Raw genomic sequence first — 311 nt, 5'->3', positions numbered from 1 at the left:
GGGTTACCCCACCGACTTCGGGTGTTGTAAACTCTCGTGGTGTGACGGGCGGTGTGTACAAGACCCGGGAACGTATTCACCGCGGCATGCTGATCCGCGATTACTAGCAATTCCGACTTCATGCAGGCGAGTTGCAGCCTGCAATCCGAACTGAGACTGGCTTTTATAGGATTGGCTCCACCTCGCGGCTTCGCTTCCCGTTGTACCAGCCATTGTAGTACGTGTGTAGCCCAAGTCATAAGGGGCATGATGATTTGACGTCATCCCCGCCTTCCTCCGGTTTGTCACCGGCAGTCATTCTAGAGTGCCCA

Annotated in this window: 1 rRNA gene; it reads right to left on the bottom strand. The window is 55.3% G+C overall.

What is annotated here, in order from left to right:
* Nucleotides 1-311 (bottom strand): 16S ribosomal RNA (locus tag AB4124_RS34155); the annotation flags it as partial.

The organism is Paenibacillus sp. 2KB_20 (assembly GCF_052115765.1).
Lineage (GTDB): Bacteria > Bacillota > Bacilli > Paenibacillales > Paenibacillaceae > Paenibacillus_AQ.
The sequence above is the reverse complement of the archived record's forward strand: the minus strand, read 5'-3'. Positions and strand labels throughout refer to the sequence as shown.